The organism is Crossiella sp. CA-258035 (assembly GCF_030064675.1).
Taxonomy (GTDB): Bacteria; Actinomycetota; Actinomycetes; order Mycobacteriales; family Pseudonocardiaceae; genus Crossiella.
Genome location: NZ_CP116413.1, coordinates 3,134,673 through 3,155,976, shown reverse-complemented (window position 1 = coordinate 3,155,976; position 21,304 = coordinate 3,134,673). Strand labels below are relative to the sequence as shown.

29 protein-coding genes are annotated in these 21,304 nt (G+C 72.0%); 12 read left to right on the top strand and 17 right to left on the bottom strand.

Annotated features, from left to right (window positions below; genetic code table 11):
* The first annotated feature begins 39 nt into the window (after positions 1-39).
* Both N8J89_RS14550 and N8J89_RS14545 read left to right on the top strand, forming a co-directional pair.
* Complete coding sequence (locus N8J89_RS14550) at positions 40-1,746, top strand: GGDEF domain-containing protein (protein WP_283664876.1); 1,707 nt, start codon at positions 40-42, stop codon at positions 1,744-1,746.
* A 147-nt stretch (positions 1,747-1,893) separates the two neighbouring features.
* Positions 1,894-2,040, top strand: a complete 147-nt coding sequence (locus tag N8J89_RS14545) for a hypothetical protein (RefSeq protein ID WP_252482684.1) — start codon at positions 1,894-1,896, stop codon at positions 2,038-2,040.
* Positions 2,041-2,044: 4 nt separating this feature from the next.
* Here N8J89_RS14545 and N8J89_RS14540 read toward each other — a convergent pair whose 3' ends face one another.
* Positions 2,045-2,674, bottom strand: a complete 630-nt coding sequence (locus tag N8J89_RS14540) for an N-acetyltransferase (RefSeq protein WP_283664875.1) — start codon at positions 2,672-2,674, stop codon at positions 2,045-2,047.
* 8 nt (positions 2,675-2,682) lie between these two features.
* Positions 2,683-3,522, bottom strand: a complete 840-nt coding sequence (locus N8J89_RS14535) for a PhzF family phenazine biosynthesis protein (RefSeq protein WP_283664874.1) — start codon at positions 3,520-3,522, stop codon at positions 2,683-2,685.
* A gap of 84 nt (positions 3,523-3,606) precedes the next feature.
* Between N8J89_RS14535 and N8J89_RS14530 the strand changes: the two genes are divergently transcribed.
* The 5 genes from N8J89_RS14530 (at position 3,607) to N8J89_RS14510 (ending at position 7,644) form a co-directional block, all read left to right on the top strand.
* A complete protein-coding gene (locus N8J89_RS14530) occupies positions 3,607-4,485 on the top strand; it encodes a LysR family transcriptional regulator (protein WP_283664873.1) in 879 nt (292 codons plus the stop codon).
* Positions 4,486-4,553: 68 nt separating this feature from the next.
* On the top strand, positions 4,554-5,297 hold the full coding sequence (locus N8J89_RS14525) for a glycerophosphodiester phosphodiesterase family protein (protein ID WP_283664872.1): 744 nt from the start codon (positions 4,554-4,556) through the stop codon (positions 5,295-5,297).
* Between the two features lie 15 nt (positions 5,298-5,312).
* Positions 5,313-5,831, top strand: coding sequence for an SLATT domain-containing protein (locus N8J89_RS14520; RefSeq protein ID WP_252482689.1), 519 nt, complete (start codon positions 5,313-5,315; stop codon positions 5,829-5,831).
* 86 nt (positions 5,832-5,917) lie between these two features.
* Positions 5,918-6,538 carry a hypothetical protein gene (locus tag N8J89_RS14515; protein WP_283664871.1) on the top strand — a complete coding sequence of 207 codons (621 nt, stop codon included), beginning with the start codon at positions 5,918-5,920 and terminating at the stop codon, positions 6,536-6,538.
* On the top strand, positions 6,526-7,644 hold the full coding sequence (locus N8J89_RS14510; protein ID WP_283664870.1) for a hypothetical protein: 1,119 nt from the start codon (positions 6,526-6,528) through the stop codon (positions 7,642-7,644). The genes N8J89_RS14515 and N8J89_RS14510 overlap by 13 nt, the downstream gene beginning before the upstream one ends.
* 42 nt (positions 7,645-7,686) lie before the next feature.
* Here the strand turns inward: N8J89_RS14510 and N8J89_RS14505 are convergent, their stop codons facing one another.
* Positions 7,687-8,076 (bottom strand): hypothetical protein, encoded by a 390-nt coding sequence (locus tag N8J89_RS14505; RefSeq protein WP_283664869.1) that lies wholly within the window; start codon positions 8,074-8,076, stop codon positions 7,687-7,689.
* A 93-nt stretch (positions 8,077-8,169) separates the two neighbouring features.
* Positions 8,170-9,033 (bottom strand): glycoside hydrolase family 16 protein, encoded by an 864-nt coding sequence (locus N8J89_RS14500; RefSeq protein ID WP_283664868.1) that lies wholly within the window; start codon positions 9,031-9,033, stop codon positions 8,170-8,172.
* A gap of 196 nt (positions 9,034-9,229) precedes the next feature.
* On the opposite strand from N8J89_RS14500, the gene N8J89_RS14495 reads away from it, so the two are divergent.
* Positions 9,230-9,454: a hypothetical protein gene (locus tag N8J89_RS14495; protein WP_283664867.1), complete on the top strand. Its 225-nt coding sequence runs from the start codon at positions 9,230-9,232 to the stop codon at positions 9,452-9,454.
* 8 nt (positions 9,455-9,462) lie between these two features.
* Here N8J89_RS14495 and N8J89_RS14490 read toward each other — a convergent pair whose 3' ends face one another.
* The 7 genes from N8J89_RS14490 to N8J89_RS14460 all read right to left on the bottom strand — a co-directional run bounded on the left by N8J89_RS14490 (position 9,463) and on the right by N8J89_RS14460 (position 13,227).
* Complete coding sequence (locus N8J89_RS14490; protein WP_283664866.1) at positions 9,463-9,657, bottom strand: GNAT family N-acetyltransferase; 195 nt, start codon at positions 9,655-9,657, stop codon at positions 9,463-9,465.
* Positions 9,612-9,788, bottom strand: a complete 177-nt coding sequence (locus tag N8J89_RS14485; RefSeq protein WP_283664865.1) for a hypothetical protein — start codon at positions 9,786-9,788, stop codon at positions 9,612-9,614. The genes N8J89_RS14490 and N8J89_RS14485 overlap by 46 nt, the downstream gene beginning before the upstream one ends.
* Before the next feature lie 24 nt (positions 9,789-9,812).
* The gene (locus N8J89_RS14480; RefSeq protein WP_283664864.1) at positions 9,813-10,706 is read right to left on the bottom strand and encodes an alpha/beta fold hydrolase; all 894 of its coding nucleotides are present in this window, start codon (positions 10,704-10,706) and stop codon (positions 9,813-9,815) included.
* Positions 10,707-10,777: 71 nt separating this feature from the next.
* The gene (locus tag N8J89_RS14475; RefSeq protein ID WP_283664863.1) at positions 10,778-11,356 is read right to left on the bottom strand and encodes a TetR/AcrR family transcriptional regulator; all 579 of its coding nucleotides are present in this window, start codon (positions 11,354-11,356) and stop codon (positions 10,778-10,780) included.
* 43 nt (positions 11,357-11,399) lie between these two features.
* Positions 11,400-11,840: a nitroreductase family deazaflavin-dependent oxidoreductase gene (locus N8J89_RS14470; protein ID WP_283664862.1), complete on the bottom strand. Its 441-nt coding sequence runs from the start codon at positions 11,838-11,840 to the stop codon at positions 11,400-11,402.
* 150 nt (positions 11,841-11,990) lie between these two features.
* The gene (locus tag N8J89_RS14465; protein ID WP_283664861.1) at positions 11,991-12,503 is read right to left on the bottom strand and encodes a DUF4232 domain-containing protein; all 513 of its coding nucleotides are present in this window, start codon (positions 12,501-12,503) and stop codon (positions 11,991-11,993) included.
* 124 nt (positions 12,504-12,627) lie between these two features.
* On the bottom strand, positions 12,628-13,227 hold the full coding sequence (locus N8J89_RS14460; RefSeq protein ID WP_283664860.1) for an HSP18 transcriptional regulator: 600 nt from the start codon (positions 13,225-13,227) through the stop codon (positions 12,628-12,630).
* Positions 13,228-13,328: 101 nt separating this feature from the next.
* On the opposite strand from N8J89_RS14460, the gene N8J89_RS14455 reads away from it, so the two are divergent.
* Both N8J89_RS14455 and N8J89_RS14450 read left to right on the top strand, forming a co-directional pair.
* Entirely contained in the window at positions 13,329-13,772 is a 444-nt protein-coding gene (locus tag N8J89_RS14455; RefSeq protein ID WP_283664859.1) for an Hsp20/alpha crystallin family protein, read from the top strand.
* 95 nt (positions 13,773-13,867) lie between these two features.
* Entirely contained in the window at positions 13,868-14,014 is a 147-nt protein-coding gene (locus N8J89_RS14450) for a hypothetical protein (RefSeq protein ID WP_283664858.1), read from the top strand.
* Here the strand turns inward: N8J89_RS14450 and N8J89_RS14445 are convergent.
* Together N8J89_RS14445 and N8J89_RS14440 are read right to left on the bottom strand one after the other, a co-directional pair.
* Positions 14,004-15,110, bottom strand: coding sequence for a calcium:cation antiporter (locus tag N8J89_RS14445; protein ID WP_283664857.1), 1,107 nt, complete (start codon positions 15,108-15,110; stop codon positions 14,004-14,006). The two genes, N8J89_RS14450 and N8J89_RS14445, sit on opposite strands and share 11 nt — an antisense overlap.
* Before the next feature lie 53 nt (positions 15,111-15,163).
* Positions 15,164-16,483: an aminotransferase-like domain-containing protein gene (locus tag N8J89_RS14440; RefSeq protein ID WP_283666161.1), complete on the bottom strand. Its 1,320-nt coding sequence runs from the start codon at positions 16,481-16,483 to the stop codon at positions 15,164-15,166.
* A gap of 61 nt (positions 16,484-16,544) precedes the next feature.
* Between N8J89_RS14440 and N8J89_RS14435 the strand changes: the two genes are divergently transcribed.
* Positions 16,545-17,312 carry an alpha/beta fold hydrolase gene (locus tag N8J89_RS14435; protein ID WP_283664856.1) on the top strand — a complete coding sequence of 256 codons (768 nt, stop codon included), beginning with the start codon at positions 16,545-16,547 and terminating at the stop codon, positions 17,310-17,312.
* Between the two features lie 34 nt (positions 17,313-17,346).
* Positions 17,347-17,868 (top strand): EF-hand domain-containing protein, encoded by a 522-nt coding sequence (locus tag N8J89_RS14430; RefSeq protein ID WP_283664855.1) that lies wholly within the window; start codon positions 17,347-17,349, stop codon positions 17,866-17,868.
* Here N8J89_RS14430 and N8J89_RS14425 read toward each other — a convergent pair.
* The 4 genes from N8J89_RS14425 to N8J89_RS14410 all read right to left on the bottom strand — a co-directional run bounded on the left by N8J89_RS14425 (position 17,865) and on the right by N8J89_RS14410 (position 21,240).
* Positions 17,865-19,022 carry a sialidase family protein gene (locus N8J89_RS14425; protein ID WP_283664854.1) on the bottom strand — a complete coding sequence of 386 codons (1,158 nt, stop codon included), beginning with the start codon at positions 19,020-19,022 and terminating at the stop codon, positions 17,865-17,867. The genes N8J89_RS14430 and N8J89_RS14425 overlap by 4 nt on opposite strands.
* A 72-nt stretch (positions 19,023-19,094) precedes the next feature.
* Positions 19,095-19,499 carry a metal-sulfur cluster assembly factor gene (locus tag N8J89_RS14420; RefSeq protein WP_283664853.1) on the bottom strand — a complete coding sequence of 135 codons (405 nt, stop codon included), beginning with the start codon at positions 19,497-19,499 and terminating at the stop codon, positions 19,095-19,097.
* Entirely contained in the window at positions 19,496-19,960 is a 465-nt protein-coding gene (sufU, locus tag N8J89_RS14415; protein WP_283664852.1) for a Fe-S cluster assembly sulfur transfer protein SufU, read from the bottom strand. Before sufU ends, N8J89_RS14420 begins: the two co-directional genes overlap by 4 nt.
* Positions 19,960-21,240, bottom strand: a complete 1,281-nt coding sequence (locus tag N8J89_RS14410; RefSeq protein ID WP_283664851.1) for a cysteine desulfurase — start codon at positions 21,238-21,240, stop codon at positions 19,960-19,962. The genes sufU and N8J89_RS14410 overlap by 1 nt, the downstream gene beginning before the upstream one ends.
* Positions 21,241-21,304: the final 64 nt, after the last annotated feature.

The following is a 21,304-nucleotide window of genomic DNA, read 5'->3' as shown; positions in this document are numbered from 1 at the left end:
GCCTCGTCGGAGAGTGATTTAGCGGGCACGATCTGCGCTGTGCCCACGCTGCTGGACCAAGTGCATGTCGCCTTCCAGCCGCTGGTCAATACCAACACCGGCGGTGTGGTCGCGGTCGAGGCGCTAGCCCGGCCGCTCCGGGGTCACGTGCACGACCTGTTCCGGACGGCCGCTGAAGCCGGTCGTCTCACCGACCTCGACATCGAACTGGCCGTGCTCGCGGTGCAGTTCGCCTCCGAACACGAGACACTGCTGCCCCTGCACCTCAACATCCTGGCCGACACCGTGGTGGAGGACCCGGCCGGGATGGAGGCGCTCTTCGGCGCGCTGCGTGCCACCGGCCGCCGCCCGCGCGAGGTGATCCTGGAGATCGGCGACCCGATCTCGCACCTGGACCGCGGCCTGCTGCTGGAACGGCTCCGGCGGCTGCGCACCATCGGCTTCCTGGTCGCCCTCGACGGCATCGGCGGCGGCGACATCCCACTGACCTTCCTGCTGGACGTGCAGCCGAACCTGGTCAAGCTGGACCGGGCGGTGCTGGCCGGACTGCCGGAGGACACCCGCAAACAGGCCCTGCTGGAAGGGCTGGCGCACACCTGCACCCAGGCGGGCGCCACCGTGATCGCGCAGGGCGTGGAGACCAGGGCACAGCTGCAGGCGGTGCGCGCGGCCGGCATCCACCTGGTGCAGGGCGACCTGATCGCCCCGCCCAGCCGCAGGCCCAACACCAGGGTCACCCTCTCCGCCGCGCTCAACGAGCTCTCCGACGTGGGCGCGGTGCAGCTGCCGGTGGCCACCGCGGGCCCCAGGGTCACCGACTACCTGTGCCCGGCAACGATGCTGGCCCAGGACGCCACCGCCGACGCCGCGCGCAAGATCTTCGCCGACCGCCCGGACATCACCAGCATCGTCCTGGTCGACGAGGACGAACATCCACAGTGGACGATCGACCGGAACCGGTTCCTGCTCGCCGTCACCGGCCCCTACGGCCACGCGCTGCACGCCAAGCGCCCGGCCTCCCGGCTGGCCGACGAGCCCAGGGCGGTGGGCACCGACGCCACCGCGATGGAGGCGCTGAACCTGATGTCCGGCGGCTCCTCCGACCGGATGTACGACGACCTGGTGGTGCTGGACGAGGGCGGCCACTGCCTCGGCGTGGTCCGGCTGTCCGACCTCTTCCGCGGCATGGCCGAGATGAAGGTCGCGCACGCCGCCGCGCTCAACCCGCTGACCAGGCTGCCCGGCAGCGACGCGATCGCCAGGGACCTGAGCCAGCGCATCGCCACCGGCCAGATCTTCGCCGTCACCTGGCTGGACGTGGACAGCTTCAAGTGGGTCAACGACAACGCCGGTTTCGCCGCGGGCGACGACCTGATCCGGCACCTGGGCCGTGGCCTCACCGACGTGGCCGCCGCCCTGCGGCACGCCTGTGTCGGTCACATCGGCGGTGACGACTTCCTGGTGGTCTGCGAGCTGGACGACCTGGTCCGCCTGGCCAGCGCGGTGCTGGACCCGGACCGGCGGGTGCACGGGCGCTCGATCACGGTGTCCATGGCCACCCTGGTGTGCGCCGCGGGCAGCGTGCACGACCACCGGGAGACCTCCCGGCTGCTCGCGCCGCTGAAGCAACAGGCCAAGTCCCTGCGCGGATCCAGCTGGGTGCTCGGGCGGCCGGGATCCACCCGCACGGACGTGCTGCGCGGCCAGCCCGCGCCGCCCGCACCGGCCATGCAACGCACTGGTTGAGCTAATTCCGGCATCCCACCACGATCTTCGTGTACCGTGGTGGGTGCCGGGAGTTCACACTCCCCTTCTTCACGTCATCCGCGCCGTGCCGACGTACGCCCATTCCGGGGCCGTGGCCAGGGAGCGCGGGACAGATCGGAAACACACATGGCACTTCAGCAGACTTTGTTCAGCCACCCCGCCGGGGACCAGCCGCAGATCGTGGCGCAGCGGACCGCTGCCACCACCTGGGCGCACGACGCCCTGTTCCACGAGCCGGAGGGCCTCAGCGCGGACCACGAGTACGCCAACTGATCGGCTACTTCAGCAGCACCTCCGCGCCCACCGGCCGGTAGCCCGCGGCGAGCACCGCTCGCAGTGAGGCCGCGTTGCCGGGCGCGACCTGTGCCCACACGGGCACATCCCCGGGGGCCAGCGCTCGGGCCGCGGCGAACAACGCCCGCCCGAGCCCTTTGCCCCGGAACTCCAGGTCCACCTCGGCCGCTACTTCCCAGCGGCCGCCAACACCGCGTCCGAGCAGCACCAGCCCGCCAGGGCAGGTCCAGACCCGGATGTCGGTGCGGAAGTCCTCGGCCCGCCGCACCCGTTCGTGGGTGCGGTCGTCGGCCGGGGTCAGGCCCAGCTCGGGCGCGACCGCCGGACCCTGCGCCACCAGCACCGCGTCGATGTTGTTGACCTCGCGGCCGGTGGCGGCGCACAGCGCGGTCAGGAACGGCGGGTTCAGCGGCGCGGACAGGTCATCGGCCGGCAGCCGCGCCCGCACCCACTCCTCGGGCACATCGGCCACCACCACGTGGTGCGCGGTGAAGGCCAGCACCGCCGGTGTCGCCTCCGCGCCCTGCGGCAGCACGCTCACCCCGCCATCGGCCGGCGGCGGATCGCCCTCGGCGGCCCGCCGCAACAGCTCGCTCAGCGCTTGATCGCTCACCGGCCTATTCAACCCGGCAGCGGCACGGCCTGTCCGGTGACCCGGATCCGCGGGTCCGCCGGGTCGATCTCCACCACCAGCAGGCTCGGCCTGCCCATGTCCTCGCCCTGCCGGATGGTCAGCAGCGCCGGGCGGTCCAGGTTCGGCCGCAGGTAGCCGCCGAGCGCGGCCGCGGCCGCCCCGGTGGCCGGGTCCTCCACCACGCCGCCGACCGGGAACGGGTTGCGGGAGTGGATGGTTCCGTCCGGGTCGAAGTACACCAGCTGGAGGGTGGTCCAGTTCTCCTGCCGCATCAGCCCGGCCAGCGGGCCGAACTCGTACGACAGGTTGGCCAGGCGCTTGCGGGTGCGGGTGGCCAGCACCAGGTGGTGGCCGCCGCCGAAGGCGACCACCGGCGGGTGGCCGGGGTCGAGGTCCCTGGGGTGCCAGTTCAGGTAGGTCAGCACCTCGGTGAGCACGCCGGGCGAGACCGGCGTGAAGCTGGTGGGCACGCTGGTCAGGGTCGCGCTGGCGACCCCGTCGGTGATCCGGGTGTGCACCGGGATCACCCCGGCCGGGGTGCTGAAGACGTAGTCCCCGGCGCCGTGCCGCTCGGTCAGCGCGGCCGCGGTGGCCACCGTGGCGTGCCCGCAGAAGGCGACCTCGGCCAGCGGGCTGAAGTAGCGGAGCACGGCCTGCCGGGGATCTGGGCCGGGCAGCACGAACGCGGTCTCGGAGTAGCCGACCTCGGCGGCCACGGCCTGCATCCGGTCGTCGGTCCAGCCGGTGGCGTCCAGCACGACCCCGGCGGGGTTGCCGCCCGCCGGGTCGGCGGTGAAGGCGGTGTAGCGCAACACGTCTGTGGTCATGGCCCCAAGCCTCGTCCCGGTTCGTCATGCTGTCCAACGATCGTTTCTCATTGTGCCGATCGAGTTCCGCGATAGGGTGGCGGGGTGGACACCCGGCTGCTGCACACCTTCCTCTCGTTGAGCCGCAACAGAAACTTCACCAGCACCGCCGCCGAGCTGCACCTGGCCCAGTCCACCGTCACCGTGCAGATCCGCACCCTGGAGAAACAGCTCGGCGCCCGCCTGTTCGACCGCCTGCCCGGCGGGGCCGAACTCACCGCGGCCGGCCGCCGCCTGCTCCGCCCCGCCGAGGACCTGCTGGCCGCCGAGGCCGCCCTGCACACCGCCGCGGGCGCCGACGGCCCGCCCAGCGGCGAGGTCACCCTGGCCGCCACCGAGTCCCTGTGCGCCTACCGGCTGCCCGAGCTGATCACCGCCCTGCGCGTGGAACAACCGCGCATCGAGCTGCACCTGATCCCGGCGGGCACCGCCCTCGGCGGCAGGCTGTTGCACACCGGCCGCGCCCAGCTCGCCCTGGTCCTGGACGCCACCCCGGAACCCGACCTGACCGCCGAACCCCTCGGCCAGGAACCACTGAGCCTGGTGTGCGCGCCGGAGCACCGGCTGGCCGGGCGCAGGCCGCGCTGGTCCCAGCTGGCCAGGGAGAGCTTCTTCCTGCTGGAGCCCGGCTGCTTCTACAGCGACCGGCTGGCCCACCGGCTGCTCGCGGTCCCGGACGCCCAGCCCCGGCTGACCCGCTTCGGCAGCATCGAGGCCGCCAGGGCCTGCGTGGCAGGCGGACTGGGCCTCGGCCTGTTCCCGACCGCCGCGGTGCGCGAGCTGGTCGAGCAGGGCCGCCTGGCCGAGCTGCCGCTGCCCGCGCACACCGAGGCCCCGGTGCTGCTGACCTACGACCCGCGCCGCTCCCCCAGCCCCGCCACGCACGCGGTGGCCGCCGCCCTGCGCGCCCACTGGCGGCCCTGAACCGCCTCCAGCGAGTCCCGGCGCGCCGCTGCTCCCCATCCCGCCCGCCGACGCCCTAGCCTGAACCGATGGGCGACCTGCCGCAGTGGCTGACCGCCGTGCCGATCGCGCACCGCGGCCTGCACGACCCCTCCGCCGGCATCCCGGAGAACTCGCTGCCCGCCTTCGAGTCCGCGATCCGCCAGGGCTTCCCCTGCGAGCTCGACGTGCGCTTCAGCGCCGACGGCCACCTGGTGGTCATCCACGACGCCGACCTGGCCCGGCTCACCGGCCGGCCCGGACCGGTCAGCGGCCGCACCGCCGCCGAGCTCCGCGCGCTGCGCCTGAGCGGCACCGAGCACGGCATCCCCCGGTTCACCGACGTCCTCGACCTGGTCGACGGCCGGGTGCCGCTGCTGATCGAGACCAAGCACGCGCACCCGCTCGACGGCCGCGGCATCGAGGCCGCGCTGCTCGGGCACCTGCGGGCCTACCGGGGCGAGGTCGCGGTGCACTCCTTCGACCCGGTGGCGGTGTTCCGGCTGCGGCGGCTGGGCATCCGGTGCCCACTCGGGCAGATCTCCGGGCTGCTGTCCCACGCCGACCCGGTCAGCCGGGCCCTCGGCCGCAGCCTGGTGGCGAACTTCCTGACCAGGCCGGACTTCATCAGCTTCGAGCTGGCCGGGCTGCCGTCCAGGGCCGCGGCCTACTGGCGCGAGCGGGGGCGGCCGGTGCTCGCCTGGCCGGTCGGTTCGGCCGCTCAGGCGAGAAGGGCTCACGAATCGGCCGACAACATCATATTCTCCGGGTTCGTCCCCTCCAGTGAGCACTGACCCAGGGCGGTACCGGTGGCAAACAAGTCCGCGGCCAATCCCGACCACGGCGAGTACGGGCGGGTGGCCCGCCAGTACGTGATCGACCTGCGCGACCGCTACCGGTTCCGGTCCCGGTGGAACCGCAGGTTCTTCCGCCTCTCCGGCATCCTGGTCACGGTGCTGAGCATCAGCCTGCCGCTGATCACGGTGATCACCTTCCCGTACAAGGACCTCACCATCGCGGTGATCGGCGTGCTGATCGCGCTGTGCACCGGCCTGCACTCCTTCTACCAGTGGGACAAGAACTGGGGCCTGCTGCGCCGCAGCGACTTCAAGCTCACCGAGGCCTACTCGGCCTGGGAGCTGGAGATGCACCACGCGCAGTCGCTGGTGGACGGGCCGAACAAGGAACAGCGGCGCTACGACGCGACCAAGGCCCTGCTGGACAAGGCGAGCGTGATCCGCGGAAAAGAATCGGAGAGTTACTTCGACGCCCTCCAGTTCCCCCAAAAGCCTGGCTCTACCGGGGAAAAGAAGGCGGACGCTCCGTGACACATACCCGTAATCCGTCGGGTCTTTCCCCAACTTAACCCCCCGAAGGACTGAAAGCTTGCCCCCTTCGGTCTAGGCTGCGGGCCATGCATGAGGTTGCCGAGCTCGACTGTCACGAGCTGCTCCTCCGGCTGGCCGGCCGGTTGCCCGATGCCCAGCTGTGGCGATTCCGGGACTGGCTCGCCAGCGGAGCGCAGGTGGTGCTGGCCAGGTCGCTGCCGGCCAGCCTGCTGCAACACCGGATCGCCCTGACCGAACGCGAACACCGGCTGCTGTCGGACTCGCTGACCCCCTTCGGCGCGGACCGCGCGGCACTGGCCGCGATCACGGTCGTGGACGAGGTGGGGCGCAGCGCGCACAAGTTCAGCCTGGACCACCCCGAGTCCCCCACCGGCAGCGACGCGGTGTCGGTGGTGCTGGCCGCCTCGCTGCGCAGCCGGACCGGGGTGCGCGAGGTGCGCTGCACCTGGCGGCGCGGTCAGCGTCCCGGCGAGCCGAGCAAGCGGATCATCCTGGTCACCGCCGCCACCGAGCTGGCGGGGCTGACCGGCGAGGTGCAGCGGGTGCTGCGCGCACTCGGCGAACACGAACCGTGCGTCGAGGTGCTGCCATCGGGCATGGAGCTTCCCGACTACCACCACGCGGCCTGGGAGGCCGCTGAGCTGGTGTGTGTCGGGGTCGAGGGAGGCGTGGCATGGACGGCATGACCCTGGCCGACCGGATCCACCAGCTGTTGCTGGAGCTGGCGGGCCGGATCGACGACGACGCGGTGCTGGCCGCCCGCGAGCACGCCGCGCTGCTGGAGTACGAGCGCGCCACCGAGCTGATGCTCGGCTGCCTGCTCGCCGGGCGGATCTCCATCACCCCGGCCGAGCAGTACCGGCTGCGGCACATGCTCGGCGAGGTGCGCATCGACCCGGCGCTGGCCGACCAGGTGGTGGTCTCCGAGGTCCGCCTCGGCGACGGCCACCGCTTCAACAGCAGCAACGACCCGATCCCCGGCCTGGAGCGGGTGCTCAGCGGCGTGCTGCGCCGACTGCCCGCGCTGCGCTCGGTCTGGGGCACCTGGCGCACCACCCCGGCCGGCGCGGCCGCGGGCGCGGTGCCGCACCAGGTGCTGCTGATGGAGATCGGCCAGGAGGGCTTCCCCTCGGCCGTGGTCTACCAGCTGAACCGGGCCATGCAGCAGGCGGGCGTGCGGGCCTCGATCGAGGTCTTCCGCACCGGCGAGGAACTGCCCGAGTACCACGAGAAGGCCCTGGCCACCGCGCGCCGGATCGAGGTGCCCGGCTACGAGGCCGAGTCGGTCCGGGAGCGCCCGGTCGCCAGGCGCGCCCGGTCGGAACCTCCGCCGCCACCGCCGCCGGCCCCCTCCCCCGAGGTCACCCAGGTGGTGGTCACCCCGGACCCGCCCGCGATGGCCGACACCGAGCTGTCCCCGCTGCCGCCGCGTTCCCGGCCGGACGAGGACCCGGTGGCCGCCACCACGGTGCACGCCATGGACCCCATCCCGGCCGACCCGGACCTGGACGCCCCGCTGTCCTCCCCCGCGCTGTCCTCGCCCGCACTGTCCTCCCCCGCGCTGGCCGAGCTGCCCCCGCCGTCGGAACAGGTCACCAGCTCGGCCGAGGCCAAGCTGACCGACCGGGAACGCGGCCTGCTCCGCCAGCTGCACCAGGAACTGGCCGAACGCGAGCAGAAGCCCAAGGCGGGCAAGCCCGGCCCCTGGCAGGTCGCGGGACCGACCCCGATGGAGATCACCGGCCCGAACGGCTTCGGCCAGGCCAACGGCCACCCCAAGCTCGGCCACTGACCCCGCTGTCGCGGCGGCCCCCAGCGGGTCGCCGCGACCCGGTCAGGCCCGCGCCAGGCAGAAGACCTCCTGGGTGCCCTCGCGCGGCGCGAGCACCCAGCTGCCGGCGTCCCAGCCGGGGAAGCTCCGGCAGAAGTCCTCGGCGCGCTGGCCGGGCACGCCGATCCCGGCGACCCGGAACCGCGCCGAGCGGTACCAGCAGGGCACCGGCCGGAAGTGCGAGTGCGCGTTGCCGTCGTAGTCCTTGTCCGAGGTGCCCACGCAGTCGTCGACCCGCGCGCTGGCCAGCCGCGGCGCGTCCGCCGGCGGCACCTCGAGCAGGGCGGGCTGGAGCAGGTACAGCCCGCCGACCAGGCAGGCGGCCAGCAGCACCAGCCAGAGGTCGCGCGGCGGACGCCATCGACGCCAGGGTGAGGAGGACCCCTCGCTCATGACGCGAGGTTATCCCCCGGACACCGCCTGTGCGGTCCCACCCCGGTCAGGGACGGGACCGCACAGGCGCTCAGCCGGTCAGTGCCAGTCGGATCAGCGCCACTCGAACACGCGGACGTAGTCCACGGTCAGCCGCTGCGGGAAGACGGTGCTGCCGTCGGGGTTGCCCGGCCAGTTCCCGCCCACCGCGAGGTTGAGGATCATGAAGAACGGGTGGTCGAACACCCACCGGCGCCCGCCGAGGTCCGCGGGGGTGCGGCGCTGGAACAGCTGGCCGTCGACGAACCACTTGATGTCGGTCGGCGACCACTCGATGGCGAAGGTGTGGAAGTTCTGCGAGTACGGCCGCCCATCCGGCGAGGCCTTGCTCGCACCGATGCCCTGGGCGCCGGAGTAGCCGGGCCCGTGGATGGTGCCGTGCACGGTGCTGGGCTCGCGGCCGATGTTCTCCATGATGTCGATCTCGCCGCAGTCCGGCCACCGGGTGCCGGGGAAGTTGTTGCCCAGCATCCAGAACGCGGGCCAGATGCCCTGGCCGTAGGGCAGCTTCATCCTGGCCTCGAACCGCCCGTAGGCCCGCTCGAACTTGCCCTTGGTGAGCAGCCGGGCCGAGGTGTAGTCACAGGCCCGGCCGTTCCAGCACTGGCCGTGGGTCTCCCGGCGCGCGGTGATCACCAGGTTGCCCGCGCCGTCGGTGGCCGCGTTGGAGGTCCGGTCGGTGTAGTACTGCAATTCGTTGTTGCCCCAGCCGTTGGCCTGGGCGTTGCCGATGTCGAAGTTCCACTTGCTGCGGTCCACACCGCCGCCGTTGGGACCGTTGAACTCATCGCTCCACACCTGCGCCCAGGCGGCGGGCCCGGCGGTGGCGGGCGCCGCGGGCGCGGAGACACCGACCGCGGCGAGGAGGGTGGCCAGCGCGACGGTGACACGCAGCCGTCGGCTCGTCCTCGTTGACATGCAGCCTCCAGTTGAGGTCAGGGCACGCTCCCGAAGACTCCGAGAGAGCGCTCTCAACATGGCGGCGGACCACAATGCAAACCGTTGGGCCACTCCGCTGTCAATCCGTCGACCGTCTGGCGCAGCCCGGCTGACCCGCCCACAGCGCTCCTCTTTCCCTCTGGCCGGGGGTGGACAGACGGTTGATACTGGGTGAATGCATCGTGGTCCGGACCTGCCGCCGCCGTCGGAGCCCATCGACGTCGACGTCTACCAGCACCGCTGGCCGACCGCCGTGGAGAAAGCGGAGCTGTACGACGGAGTGCTGATCTTCCAGGGCCTCTTCGACGAACGCGACGTGCAGATCGCCGCGCGCGCCTACCCCGGCCGCCGGGTGGTGCTCGGCAGCGACAACTGCCTCGAGGTGCACCCGGCGACCTGAGCCGCGACTCAGCCGAGCGGGAACCGGTACACCCGGGACTCGCGCGGCCGGAAGCCCAGCCGTTCGTAGAGCCGGTTGGCCGCGCCGCGGAACGGGCGGGAGGTCAGGTCCACGCTCCGGGCGCCTGCCTCGCGCGCGATGCGCAGTGCCTCCTCGGTCAGCGCCGCGCCGACCCGCTGACCGCGCGCGGCCTCGTCGACCACGACGTCCTCGATGCGCGCTCGCAGGCCGGGCGGACCAGCGCCGCGTGGTCGAGCGGTGTGGCCGAGGTGGACAACTGCGGCAGCAGGCGGTCGAACGCCTCCCGCACCTCGTCCGTGACCTCGACCAGCACCTCAACGCTGACACCCGCCGCCGATCACTGGCCCGCGAAGAACCGGAGCAGTTCGGCGACCAGCCGCTCCGGCTGCTCCTCCGGCACGTAGTGCCCGCACTCCGGGATCTCCACCAGCTCGTACTCGACAGCCTGCGCCGGCAGCGCGCGCACAGTGGCGTAGTGATACCCCTGTGCGCCACCGATGCCGAGCACCGGGGTGGTCAGCTTCGGGTAGCCGTGGTTGTCCGCGATGTCCTGCCGCCAGCTCTGGTACCAGCCGTTGCCCGCGGCGACGCGTCCCGGCCGGTCGTAGGCGCGGGCGTAGACGGTGCGGGCGTGGTCGTCGATCTTGTCCTGGTCCAGCAGCATGGCCTGGTAGAGCCAGTCGATGACGTGCCGGGAGCGGTCGCGCAGGAGCTGCTCGGGCAGGCCGTGCAGGTGGTTGAAGGCGAACCACCAGGGGTGCACGCGGTCGGGGTGCGGGGGCAGCATCGGGATCTCGTTGAGGCTCTCGTCCGGATGCGGCACGTCGATGAGCGCGATCCGGCTGACGGTCTCCGGATGGTTGGCGGCGACGCTGTGCGCGACCATCGCGCCGATGTCGTGCCCGGCCACGGCCGCCTGCTCGAAGCCGAGGTGGCGGATCAGCTCGTGGATGTCGCGGGCCATCGTCTTCTTGTCGTAGCCGTCCTCGGCGATGGCCGAGCCGCCCATGCCGCGCAGGTCGACCGCGATCACCCGGTGCCGCTGCGCCAGCGCGGGCATGACCTTGCGGAACTGCCACCAGGTCTGCGGCCAGCCGGGCAGCAGCACCAGCGGGCTGCCCTGGCCGCCGTGCACGTAGTGCAGGCGGGTGCCGTTGACCTCGGCGTGCGCGCTGCGGAACTCCCCCGGCAGCGAGGCGGCAAGGGCGGTGTCGGTGAACTGGTCAGTCACAGGAGTCTCCATTTTTCAGAATGAGCGTTCCAATATACGGGCAGCACGTGACCGGCCCGAATCGGGGCCGGTCAGTCGAGCAGTGAGAGGGCCTGCGTGGCGGCGTCGGCCAGGCGGCGCGGGTCGGGCGTCTTGGCGATCACGCGGATGCCTTGCAGGAAGGTGACCAGGAACCGGGCCAGCGCCCTCGGGTCCCGGTCCGCTGACAACTCGCCCTGGTCCTGCGCGCGGATCAGCGCGCCGGTGAGCACGCGCTCCAGGCCGTCCAGGCTGAGCTCGACGCGGCGCCCGGCCGCTGGGTCGCCGGGCAGCAGCTCCACCGCCGTGTTGGTGACCAGGCAGCCGCGTCTTTCCTGGTCCTGCAAGGAGTCCTGGACGTAGCGCCGCACCACGCCGCGCACCTCGGGCAGCACCGGACCGGCCTTGGACAGTCCACTGAGGATGATCGCGTCGGTGTCCTCGGCGTAGCGGTCCAGCGCGCGCAGGTACAGCTCGTGCTTACCACCGAAGGTGGCGTAGATGCTGGCCCGGTTGACGCCGATGTGGTCCACGAGGTCCTGCATGGAGGTGGCCTCGTAGCCCTGCCGCCAGAACAGTTCCATCGCGGCCCGCAGCGCCACGTCCGGGTCGAACTCCTTGGTCCTGCCCATGGTCAGAACCGTAGCAGATTCCAGAACGCTTGGTCCAGTAAACTCAGTCCTGGACCGGTTCCAGCACGAACACCGGGATCTCCCGGTCGGTCTTCTCCTGGTACTCCGCGTACGGCGCGTAGGCGGCCACCGCGCGCTCCCACCAGAGCGCCTTCTCCTCGCCGGTGACCTCGCGCGCGGTGTAGTCCTTGCGCACCGGACCGTCCTGGAGCTCCACCAGCGGCTCGGACTTGACGTTGAAGTACCAGACCGGGTGCTGGGGCGCGCCGCCGAGCGAGGCCACCGCGGCGTAGGCCCCTTCGTGCTCGACCCGCATCAGCGGCGTCTTGCGGAGCTTGCCGGACTTGGCGCCCTTGGTGGTCAGGATGATCACCGGCAGGTCCATCATGGTGGTGCCCTTGGTGCCACCCGAGCTCTCGTACTCCTCGACCTGCTTGCGCACCCATTCGGTAGGGCTGGGCTCGTACTCGCCGGTCAGCGGCATGCCACTGATCCCTTCACCTCGACAGCGTCGGTCATCGGGGCAACACCGGAACGGATCTTGACTATTCCGGGCGCCGCCGAGGTTCACCCGCCAGGAGGCCGCCGCCGCGACCGGCCTGACCGAGGCAGGGTCTCGGTCAGGCGGGACCGCTCAGCCCTCGGCCGGACCGGCCTGCACGGGGCCGACGCGCAGGGTGTGCGCCTCAGCGAAGGCGTCCACCGGCCCCTGCTTCCAGGGCAGCGTGGTCGAGCCGGGCCGCTCGGCCGGGAAGCCGACGGTGACGCTGGCCGGGGTCTGCTGCTGCTCGGGCGCGCCGATGCCGGTCCAGTGCAGCAGCACGTGCGCCGGCTTGCCCGAGGTGAGGTAGACCGGCGTGGCGGCGCCGGTGTCCGGGACCACGGTGACGCTGGGCGCGCCGTTGAGGGTCACCGGCAGCGGGCCGGTCAGCTTGCACGAGTTGCCGGGCTTGGCGGTGAACTGCAGCGAGGCGTACCGCTGGCCGGCGCCGGGCGAGCCGGCCACCAGGGTGGTGTCCAGCTGTCCCGCCCGGCAGGGCTGGTCGGTGGGGTTGGCCAGCGCCACGCCCGCACCCAGCAGACCCACGGCGGCGGTGACGGCGAGCGCGGCCCCTGCGGCGAGGCCACGGCGGAGAATGTTGTTCATGACGATCTCCTTTACAGAACGCGCTGTACACAGGAGAAGACGCCACAGGGTGATCTTGGTGCATTCCGGGTGACATGACAGACAGAGACGGGCGTCACCCGGCCACGAAGCGTATAGGCGGCGGTCAGCGCCCCCTGGCCTCGGTGGCGTCCCGGCGCACCTGGTCCACGTGGTCGGAGATGGCCAGCACCCGCTCGGCCAGCACCCGGTGCCCGCCGGTCAGGTACGGGTAGGCCTCGATCAGGCTGGGCAGCAGCTTGGCGGTGTCGTCCTCGCCGAGCGCGCGGCCGACCTGGTCCAGCTGGGCCCGCCCGGCCCCGTCCAGCTCGCCCAGCGCGCTGACCTGCCCGGCCAGCTGGCGCAGCACCGCCGCGTTGCGCCGGGCCCAGGCGGCCACCGCGCGGTCGCCGGCGCGCTTGCCGCGTTCGGCGTCCACCCGGCCCTCCGCGGTGAGTCCCCCGGTGGCCGAGGGCCGCAGCCGGAGGAAGCGGCGTTCGGCGGCCTGTCTGCTGGCCACGCCCAGCGCGGGCGCGAGCGCGGCCCAGCTGGCGCCGTGCCCACGGGCGGCGTTGATCAGCTCGGGCTCCCAGGCGCCCAGCTCCTCGCGCAGCTCACGCAGGGCGGTGAGCGCGCCGAGCAGCCGCGGCACCTCGGCCTGGCCCGCTCGCGCGGCCAGCAGCACCTGGCGGATCTCGGCCAGCGCGGTCTCCGGGTTGTCGTTCATGACGTCATCTTACCGACGACACAACACTTGTCATCATATCGATGACGCGCTACAGTGACGGTGCGCGTTGACACCAAACGGGGATCACAGGAGGTGGAACGATGTTGATGCGCACCGACCCGTTCCGGGAGTTCGACCGGCTCGCCCAGCAGTTCTTCGGCAGTCAGGGGTCTGGAACCTGGTCCCGTCCGACGGCGATGCCGATGGACGCCTGCCGGGTGGGCGATGAGTTCGTGGTGTCCTTCGACCTGCCGGGCGTCTCCCCGGAGGCGATCGAGCTGGACGTGGAGCGCAACGTGCTGACCGTCAAGGCCGAGCGCCGTCCGGTGGTCACCGGCGACAACGTCGAGATGCAGGTCGCGGAGCGGCCGCTGGGCGTGTTCTCCCGCCAGCTGTTCCTCGGCGACACCCTGGACACCGAGCAGATCAAGGCCGACTACGAGGCAGGCGTGCTCACCCTGCGGATCCCGGTCGCCGAACAGGCCAAGCCGCGCAAGATCGCCATCGGCGGCGCGCAGGGCGACCGCAAGCAGATCAAGGCCTGACCCCGCGCACTGACGAACCGACACCGGGCGGTGGTCCTGCGCGCGTCCAGCCGGGGCCATCGCCCGCTTTGGGCATTCTTCAAGGAGGTGTGCCGATGCAGGCTGAGGAGCTCACCCTGCCGGAGCAGGAGATCGAGCGCAGGCAGGCCGCGGCGGGCGAGGAGCTGCGCCGCCGGGCGGCCCGGCGGCGCCGCGAGATCGACCGGTTGCTGACGCGCATCGCGCACGCGGTCAAGGAGTGACCGCCAGGAACAGGAAGGCGCTGAACACCATCAGGTGCACCGCGCCCTGCAGCACGGTGGCCCGCCCGGAGACCAGGGTCAGCGTGCCCACCGCGCCGGTGAGCGCGAGCAGCACCATCTCCTTGGCGCCCAGGCCCAGCACCAGCGGCCCGGTCAGCCAGATCGAGGCCAACGCGATGGCCGGAATGGTCAGGCCGATGCTGGCCAGCGCCGAGCCCAGCGCCAGGTTGAGGCTGACCTGGAGCCGGTCGCGCAGCGCGGCGCGGACCGCGGCCACCGTCTCCGGCAGCAGCACCAGCAGTGCGATCAGCAGGCCCACCACGGTGCGCGGCGCGCCGAGGCCGTCCACCGCGGCCTCCAGTGCCGGGGACACCGCCTTGGCCAGGCCGACCACGCTGACCAGGCACACCGCCAGCAGCCCGAGGCTCACCCACGCGGTGCGCGCGCTCGGCGCGGGGGCGTGCTCGTCGGGGGTGCTGTCGGTCTTGGGCAGGAAGTAGTCGCGGTGCCGCTTGGTCTGCACGAAGACGAACACGCCGTACATGGTCAGCGAGGCGACCCCGGCGAAGGCCAGCTGCGGGCCGGTGAAGGTCGGCCCGGCGGAGCTGGTGGTGAAGGCAGGCAGCACCAGGCTCAGCGTGACCAGCGCCAGGGTGACCGCGAGCGCGCCACCGGAGGCGTGCGCGCGGAACTCCTGCACCCGGTGCCGCAGCGCACCGGCCAGCAGCGCCAGCCCGACGATCCCGTTGCAGGTGATCATGATCGCGGCGAACACGGTGTCCCTGGCCAGGGTCGAGCTGTCCGGGCCGCCGGAGGACATCAGGGTGACGATCAGCGCGACCTCGATCACGGTCACCGCGACGGCCAGGATCAGCGTGCCGAAGGGTTCGCCGACCCGGTGCGCGACCACCTCGGCGTGGTGCACCGCGGCCACCACCGCCCCGCCGAGGGCGGCGCAGACGAGTATGAGCAGCACCGGGTTGAGGTCACGGCCCCAGGAGACCACCAGCAGCACCAGCGCCAGCGGCGGGACGAGCAGACTCCACCTGGGCAACGCGGCCGAGGTGTCGGGAGCGGTGTCGGTCGGCGGGTTCACACCCCGACCCTAATGTCCGGATTCCGTTCCCGCGCGGCCCAACCGGCCGTTGATCAGTCCACTGTGGTGTCCTCCGGCACACCGCGGCCCAGCTCGGCCAACACATCCAGGGCCGCGGCCAGTGCGCCGGGCGGCGGCGCGGACAGCGCCAGCCGCACCGCGTTCGGCGCGTGCCCCGGCACCACCGCGAAGGCCGCGGCCGGGGTGATCGCGATACCCCTGCGGGCCGCGGCCGCGACGAAGGTCTCCGCCCGCCACGGCGCGGGCAGTCGCCACCACAGGTGGTAGGCGCCGGGGTCCGCGCTCAGGTCGAACCCGGAAAGGTGTTGCGCGGCAAGGCGTTGCCGGTCCGCGGCGTCAGCGCGCTTGGCCGCCTCGATCCCTGCGGCCGTGCCGTCGCCGAGCCAGCGCCGGGCCGCGGCCATGGCGAAGGCGGACCCGGCCCAGGCCCCGGAGCGCAGCGCCGCGGCCAGCCGGTCGGCCACACCCGTTGGCGCCACGGCGAAACCCAGGGTCAGCCCGGGGGCCAGCCGCTTGGACAGGCTGTCCACCAGCACGGCGCGCTCGGGCACCAGTGCGGCCAGCGGCGGCGACTCCGGCCGCAGGAAACCGTAGATGCCGTCCTCGATCAGCGGGATGTCCTTGCGGCGCAAGGCTTCGGCCACCTCGGCCCGGCGCGGGCCGGACATGGTCACGCCCAGCGGGTTGTGCAGGGTGGGTTGCAGGTAGACCGCGGCGACCTCGCCCAGCCCGGCGGGCAGCACGCCGTGCTCGTCCATCGGCAGCGGCACCAGGGTGACGCCCAGGCGGGCCGCGATGCCCTTGACCACCGGGTAGGTCAGCGCCTCCACACCGAGCCGCCCGCCGGTGGGCACCAGCGCGGAGATCGCCGCGGCCAGGCCCTGCCTTCCGTTGCCGGGGAACAGGATCTGCCCGGGATCGGGTGTCCAGCCGCCACGGCTCAGCGCCGCCGCGGCCGCCTCGCGCAGCTCCGCATCGCCGGTCACACCCACCGGGCGCAGCGCATCGGCCAGCGCGTCCGGCCGGGCCAGTCCGGCCAGCGCGGCGGCCAGCCGCTCGGGCTGGCCCGGCAGGACCGGGAAGTTCAGCTCCAGGTCCACCGGCGCGGCGGCCGGTTCGGCCAGCGCGGGCGTCACCCCTGGCCCGGCGGCGCGCACGAAGGTGCCCCGCCCGACCTCGCCGGTGACCAGCCCGCGCCGCACCAGCTCCCCGTACACCCTGGCCGCGGTGGACGGGGCCAGCCCGCGCCGCCGGGCGAACTGGCGCTGCGGCGGCAGCCGGTCCCCCGGCTTCAGCCGCCCGCCGGCGATGTCGGCCGCGATCCGGTCCGCGATCACCCGGTAGTCCCGCATCATTGCTCCGAGCACATTGTTTTCATTGCACCGACCTAGTGCTCCGCCTAGCGTCCCACTCATGGAACTGAGCTTCAACGACCAGGGCTCCGGCGAGCCGGTCCTGCTGGTGCACGGCCACCCCTTCGACCGCTCGATGTGGCAGCCGCAGGTCACCTGCCTCACCGCCCTCGGCTACCGGGTGATCACCCCTGACCTGCGCGGGTACGGAGCCAGCCCGGTGGTCCCCGGTGTCACCGGCCTGGCGGTCTTCGCCGCCGACCTGGCCGAGCTGATGGACGGCCTCGGCATCGAGGAGTTCGCGCTGGGCGGCCTGTCCATGGGCGGGCAGATCGTGCTGGAGTGCTACCGGCTGTTCCCGCACCGGGTGCGCGCTCTGCTGCTGGCCGACACCTTCGCCGAGGCCGAGACCGCCGAGGGCAAGGCCAGCCGCAACGCCCAGGCCGACCGGTTGCTGCGCGAGGGCATGGGCGGCTACGCCGAGGAGGTGCTGTCCAAGATGATCGCCCCGCAGGCCCCGCCCGAGGTCGCCGCGCACGTGCTGCGGATGATGCGCGCCGCCCCGCCCGAGGGCGCGGCGGCGGCCCTGCGCGGCCGCGCCGAACGCCCGGACTACCGACCGCTGCTGCCCACGATCACCGTGCCCGCCCTGGTGGTGGTCGGCAGCGCGGATGAGTTCACCCCGGTCCGCGACGCCCGCACCATCGCGCAGGGCATCCCCGGCGCCACCCTGGCCGTCATCGAGGGCGCGGGCCACCTGCCCAACCTGGAACGCCCCGCCGAGTTCAACGCCGCCCTGACCGACTTCCTGACCACCCGGCTGGCCTAACACCACCGGCCGGTCCCCGCGTTACCGTCGTCGCATGGCCTCTGACCTGCAACGACGCAAGATCAACGGCGTTTTCGCGGCAATGGACGCCGACGGCGACGGTTTCCTGGAGGAGCGCGACTTCCAGGCCCTGGCCACCCGCTGGAGCCGGCTGCGCGGCCCCGGTGACCACCAGCGCCTGGCGCAGATCATGCTCGGCTGGTGGTCCACCCTGCTGGCCGCCTCCGATGAGAACCGGGACAACAAGGTCACCCTGGAGGAGGTGCTGCTGGTGGTCGACCAGCTGCCCGCCATGCCCGAGGCGGTCACCGCGACCGCGGAGGCCATGTTCGAGGCGGTGGACGAGGACCGGGACGGCCTGATCTCCGCCGCCGAGTACCGCCAGCTGATCGAGGCCTGGAACGGCCGCCCCACCGACACCGGCCCGGTCTTCCCCGCCCTGGACACCGACGGCGACGGCTGCCTCTCCCGCGCCGAGTTCAGCGAGCTGTGGCTGGAGTTCTGGGCCGGGGACGACGCGAACGCCCCCGGCACCCTGGTCTTCGGCCCGGTCTAGTAGTCGGTGGCGTGGCTCTGCACGACCCAGAGCGTGCCGCCGTAGGTGGGGTCCCCGCCGCTGGTCTTCGGCTTGGCGTTGTAGCCCAGCGTCAGGAAGGTCCCGTTGGCGATCTCCACGCTGGACGGGTTGGCCTGGTCGTACGCGCCGGAGTTGTAGATCGGCACCACCTTGCCCTTGGTCCAGTTCGCGGTGGGGTTGCTGATCATCATGCCCACGGTGGGCCGCCCGGTGCGGGAGCGGTCGCCGTAGGTGAACAGCAGCTTGCCGCTGGCGGTCTTGAGCAGGTGGTGTGAGCTGGCGAGCACGTCGCTGAAGCTCTGGTAGGTGTACTGCGGGGTGGCGGTGTAGGGGTTCCAGCGCACCACGATCGCCGGGGAGGGGTCCCTGGGCTCGACACCCGGCCTTTCCTGCTCGGCCCGCACCACCGCGACCACCTGGTCGCCGTACTGCACGAAGCTCGGCTCGCCGTACCACCGGCCCGCCGGGTTGCCGTTGGCGATCATCTGGTGCATCGAGGCCACCTGCAACGCGGGGTTGGCCCCCGGCCGGTAGGTGGCCCGGATGAAGTGCGCGCCGGCCTTGTGCCCGGCCGAGGACTCGCTGACGGTGTAGACCGGCAGCAGCACCTGGTTGACCTGCGCTCCGCGGTTGGCCAGCACGAGCGGGCTGCCGTGGTTGAGCAGCCCGACCTCGACGCCGGGCACCTCGATCAGCTTCGGGGTGCTGAAGTAGGTCTCGCCGGGTGTCCACATCGAGTAGTAGACCTGGCCGCGGTGCGCCAGGAAGAAGGTCAGCATCACCCGGCCGTCCGGCATCAGCGCCAGCTTGGGGTCGCGGGTGTCCTCCGTGGACAGGGTGCCCGGCGCCAGCGCGCGGGACGGCTTGCTCCAGCTCCGGCCGTCGGCGGTGCCGACCGACATCTGGATGGTGCCCCAAACCTCCTCGTGCGCTGTGGCCCGGTGCCACACCGCCAGCAGCTTGTTGTCCGGCAGTTTCAGCAGATCCGGGAACCGTGCCTCGTACTCACCCGGCTCCTGCACGATCTTGGCCACCATGCCTGCCGCGGCCGTCGCCGGCTGCGCCAGCAACCCGGTCAGCAGCACCGGCGCCAGCACAACCCCCAGCAAGCGCCGCCAGACAACTCCGGTCATCCCTGTCCTCTCCAGAAAACGCGCCACCGCCCGGCACGGTGATCCGTGCCGGGCGGTGGCGACAAACGACTCTCAGACGGTGAAACCGAGCGCGCGCAGCTGCTCGCGACCGTCGTCAGTGATCTTGTCCGGACCCCACGGCGGCATCCACACCCAGTTGATCCGCACGTCGTCCACCAGGCCCGGCCCGGTGAGCACCGCGCGGGTCTGGTCCTCGATGACGTCGGTCAGCGGACAGGCCGCCGAGGTCAGCGTCATGTCGATGATGGCGACGTTGTCCTCTTCCACGTGGATCCCGTAGACCAGGCCCAGGTCGACCACGTTGATGCCCAGCTCGGGGTCGACCACATCGCGCATGGCCTCCTCGACGTCAGCGATCAGGGGCAGCTCGGCCTTCTGCTCGGCTGGCGGCTCCGGCATCCCGGCCACCCCTCGCTGCACTTCCTGCTCCTGAACCTTCTGCTCCTCGGCGCTCATCGTGCACCGGCTCCTTCCCCGACGACCTGCGCCACCGCGTCCTTGAATGCCATCCAGCCCAGCAGCGCGCACTTCACGCGCGCCGGGTACTTGGCTACCCCGGCGAAGGCGATGCCATCCTCCAGCACGTCCTCATCCGGTTCCACCTTGCCACGGCCCTGCATCAGCTCGCGGAAGGCCTCGTGCTTGGTCAGCGCCGACTCCACGGTGGTGCCCACCACCAGGTCGGTCAGCACCGAGGTGGCGGCCTGGCTGATCGAGCAGCCCTGCGCGTCGTAGGAGACGTCGACGATCTTGGCCTCGCGGCCCTCGCCTTCGAGCTGCACGCGCAGGGTGACCTCGTCGCCGCAGGTCGGGTTCACGTGGTGCACCTCGGCCTGGAACGGCTCGCGCAGGCCGCGCAGGTGCGGGTTCTTGTAGTGGTCCAGGATGATCTCCTGGTACATCTGCTGCAGCTGCATCAGGCGCTCACCCCGAAGAACCGCTGCGCCTCGCGCACCCCGTCCAGCAGCGCCTGGACCTCATCGGGGGTGTTGTACAGGTAGAAGCTGGCGCGCACGGTCGCGGCCACGCCCAGCGCGCGGTGCAGCGGCCACGCGCAGTGGTGCCCGACCCTGACCTCCACGCCCAGGCTGTCCAGCACCTGGCCGGCGTCGTGGGCGTGCACACCCTCGATGACGAAGGACACCGCGCCGCCGCGGTCCACCGTCTCCTCGGGCCCGATGATCCGCACGCCGGGGATCTCCTTGAGCCCGGCCAGCGCCAGCTCGGTGAGGTGGTGCTCGTGCGCGGCGACGTTGTCCATGCCGACCGCGCTGAGGTAGTCCACCGCCGCGCCCAGCCCGATCACCTGCGAGGTCATCGGCACGCCAGCCTCGAACCGCTGCGGCGGCGGGGCGTAGGTGGAGCCCTCCATCTTGACCAGCTCGATCATCGAGCCGCCGGTGATGAACGGGGGCATCGCGGAAAGAAGCTCGTGCCGTCCGTAGAGCACACCCACTCCGGACGGCCCGAGCATCTTGTGCCCGGAGAAGACCGCGAAATCGACTCCGAGCGCCTGGAAGTCCACCGGGGCGTGCGGCACCGACTGGCAGGCGTCCAGCACGGTGAACGCGCCTGCCTCCCGTGCCTTGGCCACGATGGCGCTGACCGGGTTGACCGTGCCCAGCACGTTCGACTGGTGCGTGAAGGCCACCACCCGGGTGTTGTCGTTGATCAGCTCGTCCACATCGGACAGGTCGAGCCTGCCGTCCGCGGTGACGCCGAACCAGCGCAGGGTCGCGCCGGTGCGGCGGCAGAGCTCCTGCCAGGGCACCAGGTTCGCGTGGTGCTCCATCTCGGTCACCAGGATCTCGTGACCGGGACCGACCATGAACCTGGCCGCCTCGGGACCGGAGGTGGCCGCGTTGCTCATCGCGTAGGCCACCAGGTTGACGCCCTCGGTGGCGTTCTTGGTGAACACCACCTCCTCGACGCCGGCGCCGATGAACGCGGCGATCTTGGCCCGCGCTTCCTCATAGGCGTCGGTGGCCTCCTCGGCCAGCTGGTGCGCGCCGCGGTGCACGGCGGCGTTGCTGGTCTCCAGGAAGCGCCGCTCGGCGTCGAGCACCTGGCGCGGACGTTGGGAGGTGGCTCCCGAGTCGAGGTAGACCAGCCGTTTGCCGTCGCGCACGGTCCGGCCCAGGATGGGGAAGTCGGCCCGGATGGCGGCGACGTCCAAAGGTGCGGCAACAGCTGTCACAGGGAGCCGCCTCCTTTCGCTGTCCGCATGTGGTGGTGGGTGTCAGTACGGGAAACCGTTGCCG